We start from the raw sequence: 20,167 nt of genomic DNA, 5'->3' as shown, positions 1-20,167 counted from the left end.
TCTCCCGAATCCTTCTCTTAGTACAGCACCCGTGCGGGTTTTTTCCAGGGCCATGAAAAACGCCAGAGCCCTTTAAAACCGGGCGCTGGCGTTATGTATCAGCAGCGTTACAGTGGTTGTTTATTTGAGTCAGTCGATGCCTACAAAACCGCCTGTCTGGTGTTGCCAGAGCCGTGAGTACAAACCACCTTTGGCCAGCAGTTCACTGTGGGTTCCGGTTTCTGCGATATGGCCTTTTTCCAGTACCACCAGGCGATCCATACGGGCGATGGTCGAAAGGCGGTGGGCAATGGCAATCACGGTTTTGCCTTGCATCAGGGTTTCGAGGCTTTCCTGGATCGCCGCCTCGACTTCGGAGTCCAGCGCCGAAGTGGCTTCGTCCATGATCAGGATCGGAGCGTTCTTGAGCAGGACGCGGGCAATGGCAATGCGCTGGCGTTGACCGCCGGACAGTTTGACGCCGCGCTCGCCTACATGGGCGTCAAAACCGGTGCGCCCCTGAGCATCTGACAGGAGCGGGACAAACTCGTCGGCCCGGGCCTTGCGCACGGCTTCCCAGAGTTCTTCGTCGGTCGCATCCGGTTTGCCGTACAGCAGGTTGTCACGGATCGAACGGTGTAGCAGCGAAGTGTCCTGGGTAATCATGCCGATTTGCTCGCGCAAGCTTTCTTGCGTCACTTCGGCGATGTTTTGATCGTCGATCAGGATACGCCCGCCTTGCAGGTCGTACAGGCGAAGCAACAGGTTGACCAGGGTCGACTTGCCGGCACCCGAGGGGCCGATCAGGCCGATTTTTTCACCGGGGCGGATCACCAGATTGAGGTCGCTGATGATCCCGCTGTGTTTGCCATAGTGGAAATCAACGTGCTCGAAGCGCACTTCGCCACGGGTTACGGCCAGGCGTGGCGCCTGATCGCGGTCGGTGACGGCCACGGGTTGGGCGATGGTTTGCAGACCGTCCTGCACCATGCCGATGTTTTCAAAAATACCGTTGACCACCCACATGATCCAGCCGGACATGTTGACGATACGGATCACCAGGCCGGTGGCCAGGGCAATGGCGCCGACGCTAATCAGCGACTGGCTCCACAGCCACAGTGCCAGACCGCTGGTGCTGACGATCAACAGGCCGTTCATGGTGGTGATGGTGACGTCCATGCTGGTGACGACGCGGCCGGCCAGCTGGGTTTTTTCGGTTTGTTCGATAATGGCTTCGCGAGCGTACTGCTGCTCGAAATTGGTGTGTGCGAACAGCTTGAGGGTGGTGATGTTGGTGTAGCCGTCGACAATGCGTCCCATCAGTTTGGAGCGCGCATCCGAAGACACCACGGAGCGTTCCTTGACCCGGGGTACGAAGTAATACAAAGCGCCGATGTAGCATGCGATCCAGGTCAGCAACGGAATCATCAGGCGCCAGTCGGCTTCGGCAAACAGCACCAGAGAACTGATGGCATAGATCAATACGTGCCACAGGGCATCCACCGCCTGCACGGCCGAGTCGCGCAGGGAGTTACCGGTTTGCATGATGCGCTGTGCGATGCGCCCGGCGAAGTCGTTCTGGAAGAAATTGAGGCTTTGCTTGAGCACATAGCGGTGGTTCTGCCAGCGAATCATGCTGGTCATGCTCGGGCTCAGGGTCTGGTGCACCAGCAGGTCGTGCAGGCCAAAGAACACGGGGCGTATGACCAGTGCGACAACAGCCATCCAGATCAGCTCGCTGCTGTGGATCCTGAAGAAGTCGGTATTGGGAGTGCCCTGGGTCAGGTCGATCAGTGTGCTCAGGTAGCTGAACAGCGATACCTCGATCAGTGCCGCGATCAGCCCGACCACCAGCAAGGCGGCAAACATGGGCCAGACCTGACGCAGGTAGTAGAGATAAAACGCCCAGACAGTACTGGGTGGGGCAGCGGTGGGGGCTTCGCGGAAAATATCGATCAGTTGTTCGAAACGGCGATAAAGCATGGGCACTGACGCCCGCTAGGCGGGCTCTCCTTTAGTGGTGTGACCGGTGCAGCAAAACCCTCTAGTTGCTGCCGAAGGCTGCGATGGGCTGCATCGCAGCCCTTTCCTGAAGGTCCTGCGGACCTTATCGCAGCCTGTGGCAGCGGCTACAGGGTCTGACTTTTGCCAATCATTGCTTCCTGCATGATTGAGCCTGTCAGTCGACGCGTTTGGCCGACTTGATCATTACCGGGTCGATTGGCACATTTTGCATGCCTTGTTTGGTGGTGGTTTGCGAGTTGACGATCTGGTCAACCACGTCCATGCCATTCACCACCTTGGCGAACACGGCGTAGCCAGCGTCACGGCCCGGGTCCAGGAATGCATTGTCAGCCACGTTGATAAAGAATTGGCTGGTGGCCGAGTTCGGGTTGGAAGTCCGCGCCATCGACAGGGTGCCACGCACGTTATGCAGGCCGTTGCTGGCTTCGTTCTTGATCGGGTCGCGGGTCGGTTTTTGCACCATCTGCGGGGTAAATCCACCGCCTTGCACCATAAAGCCCGGGATCACACGGTGGAAAATGGTGTTGTTGTAAAAACCGCTATCGACATACTTCAGAAAGTTGTCAGTGCTGATCGGCGCCTTGACCGGGTCCAGCTCTATTTCGATCTTGCCGAAGCTGGTGTCCAGCATGACATGGGGTGCTTTGGTGGTGTCAGCAGCCATCAGGTTGGCAGCGAACATCAGGGCGCCAGCGGCAAGAGCAATTTTTTTAAGCATGGTTCAGTGATCCTGGAAAGTGGGGTGACCGTTCAATGTCACGCAAACAGGGTGCAAGGTGCATTGAAACAATGCCCGTGCCGCATCCGGCAGTGGCAGATGCTCACGGGCTGCGGGTGTTGGACAGGATATTCTTGAATCAGGTTCCTGCCCACTGATCTTCACGCTTGCTGTGGGGCTGCAAACGGCGCGTCCAGCGGAGCGGTGTCGAAAGTCTGCAGAAGTTCGACAAGGATTTGCGTGGCCGGGCCCAGAGGTTTGTCCTTGTTGGCGTACAGGAAAAACACCGGGTGACGGTTGCCGCCTTGATTCAAGGGCAACGGTTTGAGCACGCCTTCCTTGAGTTCGCGCTCGATCAGGTGCCGTGGCAACCAGGCAAAACCCAGCCCGCTGCCCACAAAGGCTGCGGCTGTGGCCAGGCTGCCGACGGTCCAGCGCTGTTCGGAGCCGAGCCAGCCCACATCACGAGGTTGCTGGCGGCCCGAGTCGCGGATCACCACTTGCAGCTGGCTTTCGAGGTCCTGGAAATGCAGTTCGCGTTTCAGACGATGCAGCGGGTGATCGGGGTGGGCCACCGCGACAAACTCCACAGTACTCAGCTCGGTGCCCAGGTAGCCGGGAATGTTGAAGCTGCTGATGGCCAGGTCAGCCACGCCTTCGAGCAGCACCTCTTCGACGCCGGACAGTACCTCTTCACGCAGGCGTACGCGGCAGCCACGGCTTTGCGGCATAAAGGCGGTCAGGGCGCGCACCAGCCGTGCGTTGGGGTAGGCGGCGTCGACCACCAGCCGGACCTCGGCTTCCCAGCCTTGCTCCATATGGTGGGCAAGGTCCTCGAGCTGGCTGGCCTGTTTCACCAGTTGCCTGGAGCGGCGCAGCAAGACGGCACCGGCTTCGGTGAGCACGGCTTTGCGCCCGTCGATACGCAGTAACGGTACGCCGAGCTGGTCCTGCATGCGGGCCACGGTGTAACTGACAGACGACTGTGAACGATGAAGTACTTCAGCGGCTTGGGCGAAGCCACCGTGATCAACCACCGCTTGCAAGGTGCGCCATTGATCAAGGGTCACGCGGGGCGCTTTCACGATGAATTCCTCTGGTGTTGGGGTTGCGACAGGATACCGCTAAATAAACAGGTTTATAGATAGGTTGTAGCAGGTTATTGCGCTTTTTTATCGAACTGATGATCTCTACTCTCTGTTCCATCGCCTTACAGTATTTACAGATGGAGCTTATCCGCCATGTCCAATGTTCTGATCATTGAAAGCAGTGCCCGTCAGCAAGACTCGTTTTCCCGGCAGCTGACCCGGCAGTTCATCAGCCAGTGGCAAGCTGCGCATCCCGCTGACCGTGTGACCGTTCGTGATCTCGCCCGCAACCCGGTGCCTCACCTTGACGCCGACCTGCTGGGTGGCTGGATGAAGCCCGAAGCGCAACGCAGTGCGCAAGAAAACGCCTCCCTGCAACGCTCCAATGAACTGACCGATGAGGTGCTGGCCGCTGATGTTCTGGTGCTGGCGGCTCCGATGTACAACTTTGCGATTCCCAGCACCCTCAAAGCGTGGCTTGATCATGTGTTGCGGGCCGGGGTGACCTTCAAATACACCGAGACCGGGCCACAAGGGCTTCTGACCGGCAAGCAAGCATACGTACTGACTGCCCGCGGCGGGCTATATGCGGGTAGCACCTCGGACCATCAGGAACCCTACCTGCGTCAGGTCATGGCATTTATCGGGATTCACGATGTGACCTTTATCCATGCAGAAGGCCTGAACCTGGGCGGTGACTTCCAGGAAAAAGGTCTGAATCAGGCCAAGGCCAGACTCGCTGCAATCGCATAGGCTGTTAATCGACAGATAATCGCCGGATGGCTTAATCGTTTCATTGCTCCTTCAAGCATGCGGTTCGCGCATCGAACCTCCCTTTGCACTTTCTTGAGTGCTCGTACCCGATCAGCCCTTGCGCTGGATCGGGTTTTTTTTGTCCGCGTATTACCGGGTGATGGTAAAGGCCGATATAAAACCGCTAAGGTCGCGCACCTTCTGATGAACTTGCGGGTGTTTTGCCGGCGAGCAGTTTCGATTTTCTGAGCGAGAGACTCATGGGCTATCTGTTAATTGTCACCTTGATTCAGGCGTTCTCCTTCAGCCTGATTGGCGAGTATCTGGCCGGGCACGTCGACAGCTACTTTGCAGTGCTGGTGCGCGTGGTGCTGGCGGGGTTGGTGTTTATCCCGCTGACGCGCTGGCGCCAGGTAGAGCCCGGCTTTATGCGTGGCATGCTGCTGATCGGCGCCCTGCAGTTCGGGATCACCTACGTCTGCCTGTACTTGAGCTTTCGTGTACTCACGGTGCCGGAGGTGCTGCTGTTCACCATTCTGACGCCGTTGCACGTGACCCTGATCGAAGATGCACTCAACCGGCGTTTCAACCCGTGGGCGCTGGTGGCGGCGCTGGTGGCGGTAATGGGGGCTGCGGTGATTCGATTTGACAGTATCAGCCCGGACTTCTTTGGAGGCTTTCTGTTGCTGCAATTAGGCAACTTTACCTATGCCGCCGGGCAGGTGTTGTACAAGCGCCTGGTGGCACGCTATCCGAGCGACGTGCCGCATTACCGACGGTTTGGTTTCTTTTATCTGGGGGCTTTGGCAGTGGTGTTGCCGGCATTTCTGCTGTTTGGCAAGGCCAACTTCCTGCCTGAAGCTCCCTTGCAGTGGGGCGTGCTGGTATTTCTGGGACTGATTTCTACGGCGCTGGGCCTGTACTGGTGGAACAAAGGCGCGTGTATGGTCAGGGTAGGCACTTTGGCGGTGATGAATATCTTGCATGTGCCGGTCGGCCTGTTGATCAGCTTGCTGATCTGGAACCAGCACGAGTCCCTGTGGCGCCTGTTCTTTGGCGGGTTGGTGATTGTGTTTGCCGTCTGGATCAGTCGGCTAGACCGCAGGGCTGTGACGGTCTAAGGTCAATCACAGTCCATTAACCACCGCAAGGGAGAGTCGGAATGACAGTCAGGGTGTTGATCTTGCCGGGCCTGTTCAATTCGGGAACAGAGCACTGGCAATCTCACTGGGAGCAGCGCTACAGCGGGCTGCACCGGGTCAAGCAGGACGACTGGGAGACCCCCGTCTGCACTGACTGGGTGCAGAATCTGCAAAAAAAGATCACCAAAAGCGAGCGTCCTGTGGTGTTGGTGGGGCACAGCCTGGCGTGCACGCTGATTGCCCGCTGGGCGCAGCAGCACCCCGCAGAGGCCAGGCGGGTACGCGGGGCCTTGCTGGTCGCACCCAGTGATACTGAAGCCGAGAGTTACCCGGACGGTACGGCAGGCTTCACTCCGATGCCGCTCAATGCGCTGCCGTTTGACGCGATTACCGTGGCCAGCACCAACGATCCCTACGTCACCCGTGAGCGGGCCACTGCATTCAGCGAAGCCTGGGGCAGCGAACTGGTGTGGCTGGAGAATGCGGGCCATATCAATGGCGACGGGGGCTATGGCGCCTGGCCGCAGGGGATCGAGTTGCTGTTCAGGCTGACCGGCGACCCTCAGTTTAAGCACGGTTGAACAAGTCAGCCGCACCAGGCCTGTGGGGGCCGGCAAGCCGGCTCCCACAACCCTCGGTTTCAGTTCTGCCCCTGTGGGGTCAGTCTACCGACACCGCCAGTGGCGCCTTTATCTTGCTCAGCAGCCCGTTACGCAGGTCATTGCCGCTCGGTTGCTGATACACGCTCAGCCCGAACTCGGGCAACACGGCCAACAGAAAGTCAAAGATATCGCCCTGGATCTGCTCGTACTCGTCCCACACCGTGGTGCGGGTAAAGCAATAGACTTCCAGCGGAACCCCTTCGGCCGTGGCTTGCAGCTGGCGCACCATGCAGGTCATGTTCGGCTGAATCTGGGCGTGGCTTTTGAGGTACGCCAGCGCGTAGGCGCGGAATGTGCCGATATTGGTCATGCGTCGACGGTTGGCGGACATTGCCGCGACGTTGCCCTGGGCTTCGTTCCAGCTTTTGAGTTCGGCTTTTTTACGGGTCAGGTAATCGCGTAACAGGTAGACCTGCTCCAGGCGTTCCTCTTGCTCATCGGTCAAAAAACCAACCCCGGCGGCATCGATATTCAGGCTGCGCTTGATCCGGCGCCCGCCGGACTGCTGCATGCCGCGCCAGTTCTTGAACGATTCGGACATCAAGCGCCAGGTCGGAATCGAAACGATGGTCTTGTCGAAGTTCTGCACCTTGACGGTGTGCAGGGTGATATCGATGACATCGCCATCGGCGCCGACCTGCGGCATCTCGATCCAGTCGCCCACACGCAGCAAGTCGTTGCTGGTCAGCTGCACGCTGGCCACGAATGACAGCAGGGTGTCTTTGTAGACCAGCAGGATCACCGCAGACATCGCGCCCAGGCCCGAAAGCAGCAGCATCGGTGAACGGTCGATCAGGGTTGCGACAATGATGATGGCCGAAAACACATACAGCAGCATTTTCGTCAGCTGGATGTAGCCCTTGATCGGTCGGGTCTTGGCGTAATTGGTGCGCGAGTAAATATCGAGCAAGGCGTCCAGCAGTGAGCTGATGACCCGTGTCAGGACAAATATCGTAATGGCCAGCGCCAGGTTGCCGAGGAAATGGCGACCGTTGTCGCTCATGTCCGGCACGAGATTGCGTCCGAATTGAACCATCAAGGAGGGGGTTAATTGCGCCAGACGGTGAAAGACCTTGTGCTCACGCAGATCGTTGATCCAGTGCAGGGCCGGTTGGCGGGCCAGAATCTTGGTAACGCGCAAAACGAGGATACGGGCCACGTGTCCGGCCAGCAGGGCGATGCCCACCAGGATAATCAGCCCCAAAAGTGCTGACACCCAAGGGTGCTGATCCAGATTGCTCCAAAGATCCTGGAATTGGGCCCAGAGTGATTGAGTATCCATAGGTTAAAACGCTGTCCTGTAGAGAAATGACAGAGGGGATTAGAGCACTTCAGGGCAATTTAGGGGTCTTCGTTGGACTAAAGACCTTAAAAAACCATTTGTTTCACGCCGTTCGTGCAAAGAAACTCGGCCTTGGCGCTCGAAACCGTTACTCTATGCCGCTGATTTTTTGTATTTCTTCGAGGTAGCACCCGTGTTTTCCGATTTCGCCCTGCACGAACGCCTGCTTAAAGCTGTGGCCGAGCTTAAATTTGTCGAGCCTACGCCTGTGCAAGCAGCGGCCATCCCGCTCGCGCTCGAAGGGCGTGACCTGCGGGTTACAGCTCAAACCGGGAGTGGTAAAACTGCCGCTTTCGTCCTGCCGATTCTGAACCGTCTGATTGGCCCAGCCAAAATCCGCGTCAGCATCAAGGCGTTGATTTTGCTGCCGACTCGCGAGCTGGCACAGCAGACGCTTAAAGAAGTTGAGCGCTTTTCGCAGTTCACGTTCATCAAGTCCGGCCTGATCACCGGCGGTGAAGACTTCAAGGTCCAGGCCGCCATGCTGCGCAAGGTGCCGGATATCCTGATCGGTACGCCTGGCCGTTTGCTGGAGCAACTGAACGCCGGCAACCTCGACTTGAAAGAAGTTGAAGTGCTGGTACTCGACGAAGCCGACCGCATGCTCGACATGGGCTTCTCCGAAGACGTTCAGCGCCTGGTTGACGAGTGCCCGAACCGTCAGCAGACCATGCTGTTCTCGGCCACCACCGGTGGTTCGGGTCTGCGTGAAATGATCGGCAAGGTACTGAAAGATGCCGAGCATTTGCAGCTCAACCAGGTCAGCCAGCTGAACGCCACGACGCGCCAGCAAGTCATCACCGCTGACCACAACCAGCACAAAGAACAAATTGTGAACTGGCTGCTGGCCAACGAGACGTATCAGAAAGCGATTGTTTTCACCAACACCCGCGCCATGGCAGACCGCATCTACGGTCGCCTGGTGGCTCAGGACTACAAAGCGTTTGTCCTGCATGGTGAGAAAGACCAGAAGGATCGCAAGCTGGCCATCGACCGCCTGAAGCAGGGCGGCGTCAAGATCCTTGTTGCCACCGACGTGGCAGCCCGTGGTCTGGACGTTGAAGGCCTGGATCTGGTGATCAACTTCGACATGCCACGCAGCGGCGACGAATACGTACACCGTATTGGTCGTACCGGCCGTGCGGGCAACGACGGTCTGGCCATCTCGCTGATCTGTCACGGCGACTGGAACCTGATGTCCAGCGTTGAGCGCTACCTGAAGCAAAGCTTCGAGCGTCGCACCATCAAGGAAGTCAAAGGCACCTACGGCGGACCAAAAAACGTCAAGGCCTCGGGCAAAGCTGTTGGCGTGAAGAAGAAAAAGACCGACGCCAAAGGCGTCAAGAAGAAGTCGGGCGCCAAGGCACCGACCAAGCGCAAGATAGCCAACCGCCCGAAGACCGACGCTCTGTCGCTGGTCAGCAAAGACGGCATGGCACCGCTCAAGCGCCGCAAGCCGGAAGCTCCAGCTGCTGAATAAGGCGCTGGCGTGACCCACAAAAAACCCGGCCTGTGCCGGGTTTTTTGTTGTCTGTGCCGTTGTTTTTGCAGGGGCTGGCTTGCCATCCCGGCTCAGTAAAAAGTCCGTTCCGCCTTGAACGTCAACAGGCCATCACACTGGGCGTTCTGTCCTGAATAGGCCGAGCACTCCATGCCGTCGAGGCTGGAGTCGCTGTAGATCAGGTTCAGGTCGATGCCCATCCAGGGCCGTGACAGCTTGACCGACCAGTCATTGAACGCGTGTACGCTGCTGCCATCTGCGATGGATACGGGCGTGCCCAGCTGGTGAGTGGTGTACTTCATGCTCACCCCGATGCCGAAGGGCTGGTTGAGTCCCAAATCGGCAAACAGTGTGCTGTCGCGCCGGTCCGGGTCGTTGCTGAAGGCGGCGCCAAAGCGCGTACCCAGTACCGTGAGGCCGGCAAAGAATTGTTGGCTGTCGAGCGAGTCGAGTTTGGGATAGCTGTAATGGATCAGGCCCAGTTCATAGCCCAAGGTCTGGTCGAAAGGGTGCTTGTAGCCCAGGTAGGAGTCGACTTCGAGATTGCTGCCAGGTCTGATCCCCATGGTGGGCGCCCATTGGCCGACATACCAGCCGCTGTCATGGGTGAGGTCCAGGCCGCCATGGAAGGTCGAGCCAGGGGTGGTGGGCTTGACCAGGCCTTGCGCCATGCTGCGGCTCGGCTGTGTGGCCAGTTTGAGATCGAAATTCCCCAGTTCCCGGGAAAATATCTGTGCATCCACAATGGTGCTGGCGAGTACCGTACCGGCCAGCAGTAAAGCCCGTGTGAGCATGATCGGCTCCCTATATGGGCTCAAAGGCTTGATTCAGAGCCTTTGGAGCATACGCAGGAAAGTCGGCAGCAGGGTGCCGTTCGTCGATTTATCGATTCTGGTCGCGGGTGTTGATGGGGAACAAAGGGATAAATCGATAGTCCTAGCGCCTTGGATGGCAAAGCGCATGAGGACCAGATGACGCGAGGGGTATTACTTTTTGCCGAGCGTGATCTGCTTGGACGGGCCAAAAGTCTGGCCGCTGACGCCTTTCTTGATTTCCTGAATTTCGCCGCCGGATTTCAAGAATGCTTCAATTTGAGCATTGATTGAGGCGCTGGTTTCAACAGCGGGAGCTGGCTTTGCTTTGCTGGCGGATGCTTTTACACGCATGGCGGCTATTGTCCTGTAGAAAATAACTTGGCCAGCGATAGTACCTGAAATACTTGACAATTGCTTGTTAAATATCTTCGTAAAATAAAGGAGGTGTTTGTTGAGGGCTGATAAACAAGGGTGCCATTGTCGGCTAACTCGCTGTTTTAATTCAAAACAGCGGCTGCTTTTTTATCGTGCTCAGACGGGTTGCCAGTGCCTGGCAGGCTGACGAGTGGCACCCGGCGCGCGTTATAAAATCCAGACAAATCAAACCTTTCGCAGATTTTTTGATCACCGGGCTGCGGCGCTCCAATTCGCCCCCCTAAACTCGGGTAGAATGCCGCCTACGTAATGAGGGTATTGGACATGGCTTTAATCGGTCGCTACAACAGTTTGCAAGTGGTTAAACATACGAATTTTGGTTTGTATTTAGACGGTGGGGCGGACGGCGAAATCCTGTTGCCCAATCGTTATATTCCCAAAGATATTCCCAGCGAAGATGAAGACTGGCTCAACGTCTTTGTTTATTTGGACAGTGAAGACAAATTACTTGCCACCACTGAAACACCAAAAGTTCAGGTGGGTGAGTTCGCCAGTCTTAAAGTGGTAGAAGTTAATAGTATCGGTGTGTTCCTCGATTGGGGGCTGCCGAAAGATTTGCTCTTGCCGTATTCCGAAGAAAAACGCCAGATGACCGCCGGCGAATATGTCGTGGTGCACGTCTACCTCGACAAGCACACGCGTCGTATCACCGCGACTGCGCGTCTTGACCGTTATCTGGACAAAACCCCGGCCAATTACCAGGTGGGCCAGGAAGTTGATCTGTTGGTGGCCGAAGCCACGGACATGGGCTTCAAAGCCGTGATCAACAACAAGCACTGGGGCTTGATCCACAAGAATGAAATCTTCAAGTTCATGCGTGCGGGCAAGCAAGAGAAAGGCTTCATCAAGGAAGTTCGCGCAGACGGCAAGATCAGCCTGAGCCTGCAGCCGGTTGGCCAGGAAGCTTCCAGCAGCCTGAACTCGAAAATCCTCAGCAAGCTGCGAGACAACAACGGCGTGCTGGCGGTCAGCGATAAAAGCGCGCCAGAAGTGATCAGCAACCTGTTCGGCGTCAGCAAGGGCAACTTCAAAAAGGCCATCGGCGCGCTGTACAAGGAAGGCAAGATTGCAATCCACGCAGATCGTATCGAACTGATCTGAGCCAAATCCAAGGGGGCTGGCGACATGAGAAAAGCAGTGTGGGCGTATATCGGTGCGTTGGTGGCTTTTCTGGTGCTCGACGGCCTGTGGCTGGGCGTGCTCATGAGCTCTACCTATAAAGAGCTGCTGGGCTCGCTGATGCTGGAGCAGCCCAAGTGGGGGCCCGCCATCGTGTTCTATCTGTTGTACGTGCTGGGCGTGGTGTTCTTTGTCGTGATGCCGGCCCTGGCCCGTGGCAGCGCGCGAAGAGCAGCGCTGGCCGGCGCGTTCTTCGGGTTGGTGGCCTATGGCACCTATGACATGACCAACTGGGCGACGCTGCAAGGCTGGTCTGCCCAGTTGGCGTTGATGGATATGGCGTGGGGCGGGTTATTGACCTGCCTTGCAGCCTTGTCGGGTTATTGGGCGGCACGCAAGCTGGCGTCCTGATTCCTTTCGGCAACAGGTTCAATACTGCGCTGTATCTGGCTTTTCCCGGACGTGGCTTTTTAGGTGGTCTATGAGTATTTCGCGGCGAGCAACGGATGCTTTCGCTCTGCAAGTCATGCTGGGCCTGTGCCTGATCTGGGGCGTGCAACAGGTAATAATCAAGATCGCGGCGCCGGACATCGCACCCGTGATGCAGGCGGCCGCACGCTCCGGCATTTCGGCGCTGCTGGTGGGGCTGTTGATTTGCTGGAAGGGCGGCTGGAACCAGGTGCCCGCCACCTGGCGCGGTGGCTTGCTGGCCGGCAGCCTGTTCGGCCTGGAGTTCTTCTTTATCTCCGAAGGGCTACAACTGACCAGTGCCGCGCATATGTCGGTATTCCTTTATACCGCACCTATTTTCACCGCTCTGGGGATTAACTGGTTATTGCCCAGCGAGCGCTTGCGGCCATTGCAATGGCTGGGAATTTTTCTCGCGTTTATAGGGATCGCCTTCTCCTTTGCCGGCGGTATGTCGTTTGCAGACATGGATCGCAATATGCTGCTGGGCGATGCCTACGGGATTCTGGCCGGCATGGCCTGGGGCGCGACCACGGTAGTGGTGCGTGGCTCCAGGCTGTCCGAGGCGCCGGTGACGCTGACCTTGTTCTATCAACTGATTGTCGGCTTCGTCGGCTTGCTGGTCATCGCTGCGGCCAGTGGCCAGATCAGTCATATCAGCCTGACCACCGTCGCGGTGGCCAGCGTGCTGTTTCAGGGGCTGGTGGTGTCGTTCTTCAGCTACCTGGTGTGGTTCTGGCTGCTCAAGCGCTACCTGGCTTCCAACCTGGCGGTGTTCTCGTTTATGACGCCGCTGTTCGGCGTGACGTTCGGTGTGCTGGTGCTGCACGAGCCCTTGAGCATCAACTTTGTTGTGGGCGCCATTTGTGTGTTGCTGGGCATCACGTTTGTCAGCGCGGAGCAGTGGGTGCGTCGCAAAGTGCGCGCTCTGCTGGGCAGTTGACCGACTGCCAGGCCAGCACGCCTGCCAGCAGCAACCCGCTGGCCGCAATGATCAGTGCCGGTTGCAGTCCGCCACTGAAATGACTGCTGAGCGCTGCCAGCAACGGCCCGCACAACTGCCCCACGGCGAAGCAGGCGGTCAACAAGGCAGCGTTACGGGTCGTCGCATGGGGCGCCAGGTCCCGCGAACGTTGCATGACCAGCGGCATGCAGGCTAAAAACGGCGTGCCGCACAGGATGACGCCCAGTGCCAGCCCGGTACTGCTCGGCAGCAGACACGCCAGCACGCCAAGGGCCTGGACCCACAACCCGGCCATCAGCCAGAAGCGCGTGGTGCCGGGGTTGGGGCGGCGCAAGCTGATCAGCGCCACGCCTGTCGCGGCGCATAGTCCGAAGGCGGGCCAGAACAAGTCGGCCTGCCACTGGCCGTGAAACTGAGCGTTGGCCATTTGCGACAAAAACGTTGCAGGGATGATGTACCCCAATCCATAGAGCCCATAAATCGCCCCCAGGCGTGCAATCCCGGGTTGGCGCGTGCCCGAAGCTGCGGCCGGTGATTGTGCGGGTAGCGCGGACGATTGCGGCAGTATCGGCATAATCACCAGCAGCATGACCAGCGCCGCAACGGCATAGACCAGCCAGAGCGTGGCAGAGCCTTGCCCCGACACATTGGCGGCCAGTGCCAGCAAGCCTGTCAGCACGACGCCAGCCCCGGGGCCGGCAAACACCAGCGCCCCAAGACGCGGACGGTTGGCGCTTATGGCTATCTGTTGACTGAGTGCAGTGATCATCACCATCACCCAGGCGCTGGCGACCCCCGAGCCAAAGCGCAAGAGCAGATGCGGCCAAAAGCCGTAGGCCCAATATGAAATCAGCGTCAGCCCGACACACAGCCACAGGCCCGTGTGCAAGCGGCCACGGATCTGGTCCGGGCGTCTGGCGCGGATGGCATCCAGTGCGCCGACCAGATAGCCCAGGTAATTGGCCGCCGCGATCAGCCCGGCACCGGTGAGGTCAATCTGCCCTTCGCTGATCAGGTGCGGCAGTTGCGGCGTCAGGGAGAAGCGGCCGATGCCCATGGCCATCATGAGCGCGATAAAGCTGGCGAGTAAGCGGGTCAGGGGTGACATGCTGCGAATTCCTGAGAGAAGACAATGACCGTCAGGCTAGAGGTAATTGACATTCCTTAAAAATGAATAATAGTGAGCGACTTGTTCTGTTTTGGAGAATGGCGTGGAGTTCAGCCAGTTACGAATTTTTCAGGCCGTGGCCGAAGAAGGATCGATCACCCGTGCGGCTGAGCGACTGCATCGAGTGCCGTCCAATCTGTCGACCCGGCTCAAGCAACTTGAAGAGCAGATGGGCGTCGAGTTGTTTGTGCGTGAACGCCAGCGCCTGCAGCTGTCCCCGGCGGGCCAGGTGTTGCTGGACTACACCGCGCGGCTGTTTGCGCTGCACGATGAAGCGCTGGGGGCGGTGCAGGGCGGTGTGCCGTCAGGCAAATTCACTCTGGGCACGATGTACAGCACTGCGGCGATTCATCTGCCCGCGTTGCTGGCGCGCTATCACCGCACCTACCCGGGGGTGAACCTGAACGTGCAGTCGGCACCGAGCGGCGAGCTGCTCGAAGGGTTGCTGACCGGGCGTCTGGACGCTGCGCTAGTGGATGGGCCGCTGGAACTGGCAGGGCTGGATGGGGTGGTGTTCTGCGAAGAAAGCCTGGTGCTGATCAGCGATCTGGATCATCCGCCGATTACCCGCGCTCGGGACGTGCAGGGCAGGGAGGTGTTTACCTTTCGACAAGGCTGCTCGTACCGGGCCCGGCTTGAAGCCTGGTACGCCAGTGATCGCGCCGCTATGGGGCGGGTGATGGAGATTGAGTCCTACCAGGGCATGCTGGCATGTGTGGTTGCCGGATCTGGCGTGGCGCTGATGCCTGCGTCCATGCTGGCCAGTTTGCCGGGGCGTGAAAGCGTCGGCATACATGCCTTGCAACAACCTTTTGCCAACGCTTCAACATGGCTGATGTGGCGAAAAGGCATGATGGGCGCCAACCTGAATGCGTGGATAGAGCTGCAGCAGACGCCGTCGGCGTTAAACAGCCCTCTGTTGACGAAACTTCAGGTCTCGGCTTGAGTCATATTTGTACGAGATTAGCCTAAAGTTCATTGACCTTAGGCAAGCATTGCGTAGGACTTAGGACTATTATCTGTGTGAAGCGACTACAGAATTCCCGTCGCCAGAGTGACCCCAAGGGGGAAATATGAAAGACAAACTGCAAACCTGGCTCCATGACGTTGGTGTTGCACTTGGCCTGATCGAGCCGCCACTGCAACCCGTGCCTATTCCTGTCCAGGATCCGCGTCGTCGTCCGCAACGTCGACGTTAAGGCATGCATGCTTGCGCCGTGCGCAGGTGGCTGTCCTGTTTCTTCTGCTTCTGGCCGGTAGAAGCTGCTGTTGCGTGAAAGAAAGGGCAGTGTGAACTGCCCCCCTCCCTTCCGGGCCTGTTAGCCCATGGTGTAGCGCACGCTGTAATCGAGCGGAGCGGTGTCTGTTTTCTCCGTAATTCGAGCTTCGCACTTCACATCATCCATACCTGTAGAGGATGCACTGGCTGATCGAGTGGAGCTCAGTGTCGGCCCCAATATACCGAGACATCCCATGTCACCGCTTTTGAAGAGTAGTTTGAAGGTCTGTTTGGCTGGCAGCGATAAAGCGCTGTAGTGGCGGGGTATTGGTGTTCTGGTCTGTATGAATCGGTAGAGACAGCGGGGCATTTCTAAAAAATCGGGTACGGCATGTGACGCCGCACCCGGAGAAGCAAGCGTTTGTCAGGCGATGCTGGCCACCGGTGTTGGCCGCCGATCCAGCAGGCTGACTACGACAAAGCTGATCAATGCCACTGCCAGGCTGAAGTAAATCGGCGTGTTGGCTTCCAGACCGTCCTTGAACATGAACCCCAGTGCCGTGATAAACCCCAGCGCCATGCTGGTAATGGCGCCTGCGGTGGTGGCGCGCTTCCAGAAAATCGCCCCGATCAATGGCACCAGCATGCCGCCGACCAGCAGGTTATAGGCCAGGGTGAGGGCGCTGATCACATCGTTGACCACCAGTGCGATCCCCAGCACGGCAAACCCCGTCAGCAAGGTGAACAGGCGGTTGATGTTGAGGCTCGACTGCTTGCCGCCGCGCAACCTGGGCAGCAGGTCTTCAGTCAGCACCGTGGAGGCTGCCAGCAAGCCTGCGCTGGCGGTCGACATCATGGCCGCCAGGGCCGCGGCAATCACCAGCCCGCGAATGCCGTCCGGCAGCGAAACTTTAACGATCGCGGCGAATGCGTTGTTGACGTTGTCCAGGTCCGGCAGCAGCACATGCGCCGCCATGCCGATCAGGGCGCAGGTCAGGCCGTAGAGGATGCAGTAGAGACCGGCGAACGTGCCCGCGTACTTGGCTACTTTGGCGGTTTTTGCGGTGAATACCCGTTGCCAGATGTCCTGGCCGATCAGGATGCCGAAGAAGTAGATCAAGAAGTAAGTGATGATCGTGTCCCAGCCGATGCTGGTGAAGCTGAAGCTCGACGCAGGCAGCTTGCTCACCAGTTCGTCCCAGCCACCGACGCGGTACAGGCAGATAGGTAGCAGCACGAACATCAGGCCGATGGTCTTGATCGCAAATTGCACGATATCGGTCAGGGTCAGCGACCACATGCCGCCGATGGTCGAATACACCACGACTACGCCGCCGCCGAGCAGCACCGAGATCCAGAATGGCAGGTCGAACAGCACTTCCAGCACCGTGCCGATGGCCAGGATAGAGGTCACGCCAATCATCAGTGCGTAGGCCAGCATGATCACCGCGCTGGCCTGGCGTGCCATCGGGTTGTAACGCTTCTCCAGCACCTGGGTGACGGTGAAGATTTTCAGCTTGAGCAGCGGCTTGGCCAGGAACAGGTTCAGCGCGATGATCCCGCAACCCAGCGCGGCACACAGCCAAAAGCCGGAAATCCCGTGTACATACCCAAGACGCACCGTGCCGACGGTTGAAGCGCCGCCCAGCACGGTTGCCGCCATGGTGCCCATGTACAGAGTGGGGCCCAGGTTGCGCCCGGCAACCAGATAGTCTTCGTGGGTTTTTGCCTTGCGCATGCCGTAGTAACCCAGCACGAGCATTGCCGCTGCGTAAATAAGGACGACCAGTAGATCTAAAGCCATGATGGCGAATCTCCGATTATTTTTTTTATGGATGCAGCTAGGGTCTGTTGACGTTTCGTTGTGGCCGCGCCGATAGCCCATGTGGCGCAGGGCTAGGCGCGAGCAGCGTGGTTTGGTTGTTCCAAATGAGCTGCGAGCAACGCCGCCCTGCGTCACATGGGCTATCGACCCAGCGACGCGGCTCACAACGAAACGTCAACAGACCCTGGTCACGGGGCGCGACACCGTTTTAAGGGGGTCGCGCAGATGTCCTTATCGGTGCACGACGCCGGGTAGCACACAGAGCATTTCGTAGAGCAGATTGGCGCCCAGCAGTGAGGTATTGCCGGTTGTGTCATAGGGCGGCGAGACCTCTACCAGATCGCAGCCGACCAGGTCGAGGCCCTGACAACCGCGGATCACTTCAATCGCCTGGATGGTGGTCAGGCCGCCGATTTCCGGGGTGCCGGTGCCGGGCGCCCATGCGGGATCGATGCCGTCGATATCAAAACTCAGGTACACCGGGCCATTACCGACTTTCTCGCGCACTTCGGCCATCAGCGGTGCCAGGGATTTGTGCCAGCACTCTTCGGCCTGTACCACGCGAAAGCCCTGGTTGCGGCTCCAGTTGAAATCTTCGGCGGTATAGCCCTGGGCGCGCAGGCCGATCTGCACGACCCGGTCACAGTCCAGCAGGCCTTCTTCCACAGCGCGGCGGAAGGTGGTGCCGTGAGCGATTTTCTCGCCGAACATGTGGTCGTTCACATCAGCGTGGGCATCGATATGCACCAGGCCGACCTTGCCGTGTTTTTTATGGATCGCCCGCAGAATCGGCAAGGTGATGGTGTGGTCACCGCCCAGGGTCAGCGGGATCACGTCGTGTTCGAGGATTTCGTCGTAAGACTCTTCGATGATGCGTACCGCATCCAGCAGGTTGAAGGTGTTGATCGCCACGTCGCCGATATCGGCCACCGACAGTGAGTCGAAAGGCGCTGCCCCGGTGGCCATGTTGTAGGGGCGGATCATCACTGATTCGGCGCGGATTTCGCGGGGGCCAAAGCGGGTGCCGGGGCGCAGCGAGGTGCCGATGTCCAGTGGCACGCCAATAAAGGCCGCGTCCAGGCCTTTGGCCGACTGCAGGTGAGGCAGGCGCAGCATGGTGGCGATGCCGGCGAAGCGCGGCATTTCGTTGCCGCCCAGTGGTTGATGAAGAATTTTGTCCACGGGATAAGCCTCGTCGTTTGTTGTGGTTATGGCGCTCGATTCTGCGAAAGGTGCGAGGCGGGAAGAATCCCTGTGGGCAAATACTTAGTTCAGGTTTTTCTAAACTAATGGCGGTAGACTCTGATTCCCAAGCCCGCCTGTATCGCGAGCAAGCCCGCTCCCGCAGTGGCAAGTGAGTGATTGATGGCCAGCGCATTACCCGATCTGAAACTATTACGAATATTTGCCAGCGTGGTCAGGCATCAGGGTTTTGCCAATGCGCAGCAGGCGCTAAACCTCTCTACCTCGGCCATCAGCACCTATATGAGCCAGCTCGAGGCCAATCTGGGCCTGGTGCTGTGCCATCGCGGGCGTGGCGGATTCAGCCTTACCAGCAAGGGCGAGCTGTTTCATCAGGAAACACTGCGCCTGCTGGGTGAGCTGGAAGGTTTTGAGCAGTACGCCGCAGCGCTCAAGGGTGAACTGCGGGGCACTTTGAACCTGGGGGTTATCGACTCCACGGTCAGCGACAAGGCCTTGCCCTTTGCCGAGGCCATTGGTGCCTATAGTCAGGAGCACCCGGCGGTGCACCTGCATTTATCAGTGATGAGCCCGTATGAATTGCAACTCGGCGTGCAAGACAACCGCCTGGATCTGGCCATCGGTGCATTTTCGACACGCATGAGCGGGTTGGTCTATCAGCCGCTGTATCGGGAGCAACACTGGTTGTACTGCAGCGCGCGGCACCCCCTGTTCAGCGAGCGACGCATTCCCGAGCAGGTGATTACTCAGCAGAGGATGGTCGGTCGCGGCTATTGGAGCCAGGCCGAGCTGGCGCGCCACGGCTTCAAGCACAGTGCGGCGACGGTGGACAGTATGGAAGCACAGCTGATTCTGGTGCTTTCGGGCGCTTACATTGGCTACTTGCCCGAGCATTACGCAGAACCCTGGGTAGAGAAGGGCGACCTGCGTGTGCTGCTCCCCGCGACCTTTGGCTATCAGGCACCGTTCTCGATGATCGTGCGCCGTGGTCGCAGTCGTGAGCCGCTGATTCAAACCTTTCGCGACCTGCTCAAAGCACAGCTTAATCAACCTTGAACGAGAGCTTTATTCCCATGTCACGAGCCCAATGCCCTCGCTGCTTGCGCCCGCAAACTCACTGCTTGTGCGAACTGATCCCACAGCTTGAAAGCCGTACCCGGGTATTGCTGTTGCAGCACCCGAGTGAGGTCAACCACGCGCTGAATACGGCCCGGCTGGCGGCATTGGGTTTGACCAACGCCGAGTTGCGAGTGGGTGAGGTGTTCGAGGATCTGGCCACGCTGCTCAACCCGCCCGGGTATCGGGCGCGTTTGTTGTTTCCGGGGGAGGGCGCGCAGTTGATCACTGCCCATGCCCCGCTAGGGGATGACCTGCCACTGTTGTTGGTGGTGCCCGACGGCACGTGGCGCAAGGCGCGCAAGTTGCTGCACCTCAACCCGTTGCTGGCGCAGTTGCCACGTATCACGCTGCCCGAAGGCGCAGTGTCACGTTACCGGTTGCGCAAGGCGCCGGGGCCGGGAGCCTTGTCGACCCTTGAGGCCATTGTGCAGGCGTTGGAAGTCCTTGAACCGGCCACTTCGTTCGCGCCGTTGCTGCGCCCGTTCGAGGCATTGATCGAAGGGCAGATCGAAGCAATGGGCGCCGACACCTATCTGAAAAATCACGGTAGGCCCCAAGACCTGTAGATACTCTGTTGTAGGTCAAGCCCTATTGTGGGAGCGAGCCTGCTCGCGAACGACCT

The 20,167-nt window shown here is 58.5% G+C and carries 20 protein-coding genes; 11 read left to right on the top strand and 9 right to left on the bottom strand.

From position 1 onward, the window contains the following. Nucleotides 1-129: 129 nt before the first annotated feature. The 3 genes from BLW11_RS20125 to BLW11_RS20115 form a co-directional block, all read right to left on the bottom strand. Entirely contained in the window at nt 130-1,962 is a 1,833-nt protein-coding gene (locus tag BLW11_RS20125; RefSeq protein ID WP_048360694.1) for an ABC transporter ATP-binding protein, read from the bottom strand. Between the two features lie 196 nt (nt 1,963-2,158). Continuing rightward, nucleotides 2,159-2,722 carry a peptidylprolyl isomerase gene (locus tag BLW11_RS20120; RefSeq protein WP_048360695.1) on the bottom strand — a complete coding sequence of 188 codons (564 nt, stop codon included), beginning with the start codon at nt 2,720-2,722 and terminating at the stop codon, nt 2,159-2,161. A 161-nt stretch (nt 2,723-2,883) separates the two neighbouring features. Then, entirely contained in the window at nt 2,884-3,807 is a 924-nt protein-coding gene (locus tag BLW11_RS20115) for a PA3225 family LysR-type transcriptional regulator (RefSeq protein WP_048360696.1), read from the bottom strand. A gap of 156 nt (nt 3,808-3,963) precedes the next feature. Here BLW11_RS20115 and BLW11_RS20110 point away from each other — a divergent pair, with 156 nt between their 5' ends. The 3 genes from BLW11_RS20110 (at nt 3,964) to BLW11_RS20100 (ending at nt 6,286) form a co-directional block, all read left to right on the top strand. Continuing rightward, complete coding sequence (locus BLW11_RS20110) at nt 3,964-4,563, top strand: FMN-dependent NADH-azoreductase (protein ID WP_048360697.1); 600 nt, start codon at nt 3,964-3,966, stop codon at nt 4,561-4,563. Nucleotides 4,564-4,823: 260 nt separating this feature from the next. Next, nucleotides 4,824-5,684 (top strand): carboxylate/amino acid/amine transporter, encoded by an 861-nt coding sequence (locus BLW11_RS20105; RefSeq protein ID WP_048360698.1) that lies wholly within the window; start codon nt 4,824-4,826, stop codon nt 5,682-5,684. A 41-nt stretch (nt 5,685-5,725) separates the two neighbouring features. Continuing rightward, entirely contained in the window at nt 5,726-6,286 is a 561-nt protein-coding gene (locus BLW11_RS20100; protein ID WP_048360699.1) for an RBBP9/YdeN family alpha/beta hydrolase, read from the top strand. A gap of 79 nt (nt 6,287-6,365) precedes the next feature. On the opposite strand, the gene BLW11_RS20095 is transcribed toward BLW11_RS20100, so the two are convergent. After that, nucleotides 6,366-7,649: a mechanosensitive ion channel family protein gene (locus BLW11_RS20095; protein ID WP_048360700.1), complete on the bottom strand. Its 1,284-nt coding sequence runs from the start codon at nt 7,647-7,649 to the stop codon at nt 6,366-6,368. Between the two features lie 193 nt (nt 7,650-7,842). Here BLW11_RS20095 and BLW11_RS20090 point away from each other — a divergent pair, with 193 nt between their 5' ends. Continuing rightward, a complete protein-coding gene (locus BLW11_RS20090) occupies nt 7,843-9,189 on the top strand; it encodes a DEAD/DEAH box helicase (protein ID WP_048360701.1) in 1,347 nt (448 codons plus the stop codon). Nucleotides 9,190-9,281: 92 nt separating this feature from the next. Here BLW11_RS20090 and BLW11_RS20085 read toward each other — a convergent pair whose 3' ends face one another. Both BLW11_RS20085 and BLW11_RS20075 read right to left on the bottom strand, forming a co-directional pair. After that, nucleotides 9,282-10,004: a TorF family putative porin gene (locus tag BLW11_RS20085; protein WP_048360702.1), complete on the bottom strand. Its 723-nt coding sequence runs from the start codon at nt 10,002-10,004 to the stop codon at nt 9,282-9,284. A gap of 192 nt (nt 10,005-10,196) precedes the next feature. After that, entirely contained in the window at nt 10,197-10,376 is a 180-nt protein-coding gene (locus BLW11_RS20075; RefSeq protein WP_048360704.1) for a hypothetical protein, read from the bottom strand. Nucleotides 10,377-10,724: 348 nt separating this feature from the next. Between BLW11_RS20075 and BLW11_RS20070 the strand changes: the two genes are divergently transcribed. The 3 genes from BLW11_RS20070 to BLW11_RS20060 all read left to right on the top strand — a co-directional run bounded on the left by BLW11_RS20070 (nt 10,725) and on the right by BLW11_RS20060 (nt 12,990). Further along, the gene (locus tag BLW11_RS20070; protein WP_048360705.1) at nt 10,725-11,561 is read left to right on the top strand and encodes a CvfB family protein; all 837 of its coding nucleotides are present in this window, start codon (nt 10,725-10,727) and stop codon (nt 11,559-11,561) included. 24 nt (nt 11,562-11,585) lie between these two features. Next, nucleotides 11,586-11,990 (top strand): DUF2177 family protein, encoded by a 405-nt coding sequence (locus BLW11_RS20065; protein WP_048360706.1) that lies wholly within the window; start codon nt 11,586-11,588, stop codon nt 11,988-11,990. A 70-nt stretch (nt 11,991-12,060) separates the two neighbouring features. Then, nucleotides 12,061-12,990, top strand: a complete 930-nt coding sequence (locus BLW11_RS20060; RefSeq protein ID WP_048360707.1) for a DMT family transporter — start codon at nt 12,061-12,063, stop codon at nt 12,988-12,990. Here the strand turns inward: BLW11_RS20060 and BLW11_RS20055 are convergent. Further along, nucleotides 12,938-14,119 carry an MFS transporter gene (locus BLW11_RS20055; protein WP_048360708.1) on the bottom strand — a complete coding sequence of 394 codons (1,182 nt, stop codon included), beginning with the start codon at nt 14,117-14,119 and terminating at the stop codon, nt 12,938-12,940. The genes BLW11_RS20060 and BLW11_RS20055 overlap by 53 nt on opposite strands. 103 nt (nt 14,120-14,222) lie before the next feature. On the opposite strand from BLW11_RS20055, the gene ptrR reads away from it, so the two are divergent. Together ptrR and BLW11_RS24210 are read left to right on the top strand one after the other, a co-directional pair. Further along, a complete protein-coding gene (gene ptrR / locus BLW11_RS20050) occupies nt 14,223-15,125 on the top strand; it encodes a putrescine utilization regulator PtrR (protein WP_048360709.1) in 903 nt (300 codons plus the stop codon). Between the two features lie 127 nt (nt 15,126-15,252). Next, the gene (locus tag BLW11_RS24210; RefSeq protein WP_277620430.1) at nt 15,253-15,378 is read left to right on the top strand and encodes a PA1414 family protein; all 126 of its coding nucleotides are present in this window, start codon (nt 15,253-15,255) and stop codon (nt 15,376-15,378) included. Nucleotides 15,379-15,822: 444 nt separating this feature from the next. On the opposite strand, the gene BLW11_RS20045 is transcribed toward BLW11_RS24210, so the two are convergent. Both BLW11_RS20045 and speB read right to left on the bottom strand, forming a co-directional pair. Next, nucleotides 15,823-17,202, bottom strand: a complete 1,380-nt coding sequence (locus BLW11_RS20045) for a sodium:solute symporter family protein (RefSeq protein WP_048360710.1) — start codon at nt 17,200-17,202, stop codon at nt 15,823-15,825. A gap of 252 nt (nt 17,203-17,454) precedes the next feature. Beyond that, complete coding sequence (gene speB, locus BLW11_RS20040; protein ID WP_048360711.1) at nt 17,455-18,405, bottom strand: agmatinase; 951 nt, start codon at nt 18,403-18,405, stop codon at nt 17,455-17,457. Nucleotides 18,406-18,588: 183 nt separating this feature from the next. On the opposite strand from speB, the gene BLW11_RS20035 reads away from it, so the two are divergent. Both BLW11_RS20035 and BLW11_RS20030 read left to right on the top strand, forming a co-directional pair. Next, nucleotides 18,589-19,482, top strand: coding sequence for a LysR family transcriptional regulator (locus tag BLW11_RS20035; protein ID WP_048360712.1), 894 nt, complete (start codon nt 18,589-18,591; stop codon nt 19,480-19,482). 17 nt (nt 19,483-19,499) lie between these two features. After that, nucleotides 19,500-20,111 (top strand): tRNA-uridine aminocarboxypropyltransferase, encoded by a 612-nt coding sequence (locus BLW11_RS20030; protein WP_048360713.1) that lies wholly within the window; start codon nt 19,500-19,502, stop codon nt 20,109-20,111. Nucleotides 20,112-20,167 lie beyond the last annotated feature (56 nt).

The organism is Pseudomonas deceptionensis (assembly GCF_900106095.1).
Lineage (GTDB): Bacteria > Pseudomonadota > Gammaproteobacteria > Pseudomonadales > Pseudomonadaceae > Aquipseudomonas > Aquipseudomonas deceptionensis.
The sequence above is the reverse complement of the archived record's forward strand: the minus strand, read 5'-3'. Positions and strand labels throughout refer to the sequence as shown.